This is a genomic window from uncultured Abyssibacter sp., from assembly GCF_964000955.1.
Lineage (GTDB): Bacteria > Pseudomonadota > Gammaproteobacteria > Nevskiales > OUC007 > Abyssibacter.
The window spans coordinates 1-5,060 of sequence record NZ_CAXFCL010000069.1 but is presented as its reverse complement, the minus strand read 5'-3'; the positions used below and the strand labels follow the sequence as shown (position 1 = coordinate 5,060).

Sequence of the window (5,060 nt, the reverse complement as noted above, 5' to 3'; positions counted from 1 at the left end):
GATCGCGAAACGGGAGTTCTCGGTCAATCGAGCCTCGCCCATGATGATGTCGTTCGAGGCCTGGCTGCCCGCGAAAATCTGGATGACGCCCAGGGCCAGGATCGACCCCAGGGCCAGACTGATCAGGATCTCCACGATGGAAATCCCCTGCGTCTGTCGAATGCGCGGGCTCATGGCGCGAACACCACGTTGAGCACGGGATCGGCCTCGACCGCCTCCGTGGATTCCGTTGCCGCGACGTTCGCGGCATCGATCTGACCGTTGCGGTTTTCGTCCCAGGTCAGGGAGATCGTGTATGGAGCGCCTGCCCCGCATCCGGCCGCGCAGCTCACCGTCGCCGCCGCACCCGGCAAACCGGACGCGGGGTCAGCCAGCATCTGGTACCAGGTGTACAAATCCGCCGCCGCCAGTTCGGTGGGGCTGCAGGTCGTTCCGTTGGGGAAGGAATCCCGGCAATCGAAACCCGGATCCTCGGGCGCCTGCTGGGCCGCGTAAGTGCCATCGTGAGCGGCCGTCAGATTCGACCGCATGCGATCCGTCAGATCGGCGGCGATACTGGTGGCCTGCGAGCGATAGTAAGCATCGTGATTGCTGCGCAGCCCGCCGAGCTGCAGCGATGCCATGCCCAGCATGCCGATGGCGATCACGACCAGCGTGATCAGCACTTCCAGCAAGGTGATGCCTGACTGCTGCGTCTTCATGACGACGGCGTGTGGTAGCAGGCAGCGGATGCGGTGCCCTGCGAGGACCCCGCGTGACTGACCACGGCGCGGCCGGTCAACGCGACATCGACGAAGCGCGCGCGCGCGAGCACATCCTCGTCGTCGGCCGTACCGGGTTGATCATTGATGCAAAGCGCAAAGCGAGCCACGGTGCCGGCGAGCGCACCCCGGCTGTTGAACGCGACGCTGTCGCCGCCGTTCGATTCACGGAACCGGACCCCACGCCCCAACGCAGGGTGAACGCCCAGCAATTCGTCGATGGATGCCGCACTCAATGCCCCGTCTCCATTGAAATCCACAAACGTGATCCAGCCATTCTCCCATTGCCCCTGGGCGTCGCAGGTGCAATTGGCGGACTGGGTTGTCTCGTCACAAACCTCGGCAGCGCCGCCGCGCGCGCACATCACCACGTTGCGGCGCTGGCGAGTCGCCTCGCTGCGCGCGGCACTGAGATCCACCAGAAAATCGTTGACGCCGCTGGCAGCCCGCTTGCGCAGGACGAAGTCGGTGTAGGCGGGCACGGCGAAACTCACCACGATCGCCAGCATGGCAACCGCCACGAGCAGTTCCACCAGCGTGAATCCGCCATCCGGTCTCCTCGACTTGTACTTACCACTTCCCATGGCGCACAGCCTACGGCGGGACGTTAAGAAGCTGTGATGATAGATGACGATGAGCGAGTCGAGGCCGACAAGCGGTGGGCAAAAAAAAGGGCCTGCGATGGCAGGCCCTTTTTGAGGTGATGAACGGCCGGCGACCGTTCAGAACCGACAATACGAACTACTTGCGGGCGAGCTTCTTGACGTTGCCCGGCGCGAAGTAGCCGTCATCGAACCGCTCGACGGTATGCTCCGGCTCTTCGTTGTTCATTTCCTGAACAAGGTAGCGATTGGCCAGCAGGTCGTACACCGTGCCGGCGATCTGCGCGGTGGCCGGATACCGGTAGAAGTTCATCGCATGCGCTTCCTGCACGCGCCACAACTGACCACGCTTGTCGTAGATGTCGACCAGCGCGATCTGCCAGGTGTCCTCATCCACGTAGAACACGCGACGATCGTAGATGTGGCTGGTGCCGTCCTTGACCTGCGCATCGATGACCCATACCCGGTGCAGCTCGTAGCGCGTCAGGTCCTGATCAATGTGACCCGGCTTGATGATGTCGTCGTACTCGTTGTCATCACTGTGCAGTTCGTAGGCGTTGTAGGGGATGTACATCTCCTTCTTGCCGACGAGCTTCCAGGTGTAACGATCGGTCGCACCGTTGAACGTATCCAGCTGGTCGTTGGTCCGCAGACCATCGGAGCCGGTACCCGGATTGTCATAGGCGACGTTCGGAGCGCGGCGGAGTCGACGCTGGCCCGGGTTGTAAAGCCACGCCCGGCGCGGCTCCTTCACCTGATCCGCGGTTTCATGCACCAGCAGAATCTGTCCGGCCTGACGCGGCGGCTCCTCGATGCTCTGGAGGAAGTACAGCAGCACGTTGTTCAGACCGTCCGGGGTCATGCCCTTTTCGGTGTAGTTGAACAGCACGTCTTCCCTGAGCTTGAACAGCGAGAACGCACCGCTGGTCTGCACGGCCGCCTGCACGTTGTAGCGCACCAGCGAAGGTCCGCGATAACGCGTGCGGTGATTCCACATGATCTCCTTGCCGGTCTGCGGAATCGGGAACGGCACGCCGATGGCGGCGTCGACCAGCGATTCACCGTTGTTCGCCAGCGTGGCGCGCGTCGCGTTCTCCTTGGTCGCATCGTAGATGTACTGCGGATAGGCGGCGGAACGACGCGTCTGGTAGACCGGAATCTTGTAGCTGTCGTACTTCTGGAGCATGGCCTTCTGGCCTTCGCTCAGATTGTCCGCGTACTTGCTCATGTTCGACGCGGTGATCTCGAACTTGGGCTCGTCGTCCGGCCACGGATTCTCGAACCGCTCGCCCTCCGGCCAGTCGGGATTGTGGTAACCACCGTCCCAGGCGGGGATGGTGCCGGCGGAGTTGCCCGCCTTTTCCGCACCCACCGGGGTCAGCTCACCGCCAAGCTTGGCGGCTTCGTCCGCCGGGACCTTGGCCTCGGCATTCAGCGAAAAAGCGGCGGCCATGACGGCGGCGCCGACGCCACCGAGGCGTGCAATCGATCGGGACATAACTCCTCCGATTGTGAAACGTGAAAACGATATTTGGATTTGTGAACAACGGGCATCCTCGCCCGCTGCCTGGAACCATCCCTGTCCCGGATACCGCATCGCCTGACACGCATTCTGGCGATGTCACTCTCGGCTCGGGCACCGTCAATCGCGGCGGATCGATCCGACAGGGCGGCAGATGATAACGACACATTCCCCGCTGTTGTACTGGCGAACGAGAAGGAACGGTCGGCCGCATTCCCTGAACAAACAGACAGACCCGGCCATGAAAGGTTCAAGCCGCGCCCCGAACCATCGCGCGAATGTCATCAATGGGCACGGCGGGACTGAACAGCCAGCCCTGCACCATGTTGACGCCCAGGGCCTGGAGCATGTCCAGCACGACCATGCTGTCGACGAACTCGGCGACAGTCTCCTTGCCCAGCACCTGCGCGGTCTCGTTGATCGACCTCACCAGCTGGCGTCGAACCGGATCCTCCTCCATGCCCTGCACGAAGCTCCCGTCGATCTTGACGTAGTCGGCCGGCAGGTCGCGCAGATAGTGGAAGGAACACATGCCCGCGCCGAAATCGTCCAGCGAAAACCGGCACCCCAGCTCGCCCACGCGACGAATCAACCCTCGCGCCTGCTCGATGTTGCGAACCGCGATGGTCTCGGTGATCTCGAAGCAGAGCTTTTCGGGCGGAATCCCCGAGTCGTTGATGGAGGCGACCAGAAAATCCTGGAACTTGTGGTCCGAGATGGAGTTGCCGGCGAGATTGATGGAAACGTGATCGATCCGGGTCATCACGTCCTGGTGCCCCGCCATCCAGGCGAGCGCTCGCGTCACCATGTAGCGATCGAAACTGTCCATCAACCCGAAACGCTCCGCGGCATTGAGCAGGCCCTGGGGCACGCGGGCCCGGTCCTGGTCGCGGAACCTGGCCAGAATCTCGAAACAGTGCGGAGGGTCGGAAATCGCGTTTTCGGTCCGGTAGATCGGCTGCGCGTACAACAGGATGGCCTCGTCGCTCAGCGCTCGGCGCACCGTCTGCGCGGCGGTCATCACCGTCTTCGCATCCTCGGAATCGGTCTCCTCGGCGGTGTACTCGCGAATACTGCCCCGGGCCGCGGATTTCGCCGCGTAGCAGGCCGAACCAGCGGATGTCAGCGCATTGAGCCAGCCTCCGCCGGCCAGTGACGCATAGCCGACACAGCCGGTGACCGACAACTCCATGTCGTCCGACGAAGGCTCGACCTTTTCCAGGCTGGCCAGGAGATCGGCCGCCTGCTGCCGAGCGTCCTCGGACGCCAGATCGAAACGGACAATGACGAACTCGTCCGCGCCCACCCTGGCGATGACCGAATCCGTGCCGGCGAGCGCACCACGCAGCACGTCGGCGATCTTCCACAGCACGGCATCGGCGCGGGTCTGGCCGATCAGCTCGTTGATATATCGGAAGTAATCGATGTTCAGGTGATAGACGAACCCCATGATGTCGGTGTCGTGAACGCGCAGTTTGAGCGCGCGTTCCAGCCCCCGGCGGTTGAGCAGATCGGTCAGAACATCGTGGTCGAGCTGGTAGGTGATCTCCGCCTGAAGACGGTTGTGGTCGGTGACATCCTCCAGCGCGGCCAGCAGCACCCGCTGACCGCCACGACCTTCAACACCGCGCACGGTGATCGCGACATCGAGCCGGATACCGTCAGCGGTGAACAGCTGTGAATTCCAGCGCTCCAGGGAACCCTCGCTGAACGCGTACTCCAGACGGAACACCGCTTCCTCGAAGGCGTGATCGTCCATCACGCGGTGCAGATTCATGCCGACCAGTTCCGACATGTCGCGCCCGAGCAAGCTCCCCGCACGCCGATTCGCGGACAGGATCGTGCCGTTCATCTCCACGCTCAGCAGGGCGACCGGCGTACCGTCCATGATCGCTCGCAGCGTTCGCTCGCTCTCGCGCAACGCGTTCTCGATTCGCAACTCGGTGCTCTTGTCACGCGCAAACAACGCGATGCGTGCACGACCGTCACGCTCATCATCCGGCAGACGCAGTGCGTGAATCTGCACCGGAACCGGTTCGCCGTCGGTCCCGGTCCAGGTACTGCTGCCGCGCCATTCGGCGGCCTCGCAAAGCGTCGCCAGGACTTCACCGCGAAACTGTTCCCAGGCCGCTTCGGTCATCAGCTCACGCAACATGATCCGGTTGTCGGCTCCGG

The 5,060-nt window shown here is 63.0% G+C and carries 4 protein-coding genes; all 4 read right to left on the bottom strand.

The genetic code is table 11. The features are described 5' to 3' along the window. Window positions 1–170 precede the first annotated feature (170 nt). On the bottom strand, window positions 171–701 hold the full coding sequence (gene pilV, locus ABNS06_RS03345) for a type IV pilus modification protein PilV (protein WP_348672553.1): 531 nt from the start codon (window positions 699–701) through the stop codon (window positions 171–173). After that, window positions 698–1,345, bottom strand: coding sequence for a GspH/FimT family pseudopilin (locus ABNS06_RS03340; RefSeq protein WP_348672551.1), 648 nt, complete (start codon window positions 1,343–1,345; stop codon window positions 698–700). The genes pilV and ABNS06_RS03340 overlap by 4 nt, the downstream gene beginning before the upstream one ends. Before the next feature lie 157 nt (window positions 1,346–1,502). Beyond that, the gene (locus ABNS06_RS03335; RefSeq protein WP_348672550.1) at window positions 1,503–2,861 is read right to left on the bottom strand and encodes a DUF1329 domain-containing protein; all 1,359 of its coding nucleotides are present in this window, start codon (window positions 2,859–2,861) and stop codon (window positions 1,503–1,505) included. A gap of 274 nt (window positions 2,862–3,135) precedes the next feature. Further along, window positions 3,136–5,060: EAL domain-containing protein (locus ABNS06_RS03330; RefSeq protein WP_348672548.1), on the bottom strand; the 1,925-nt coding region annotated here is incomplete at its 5' end.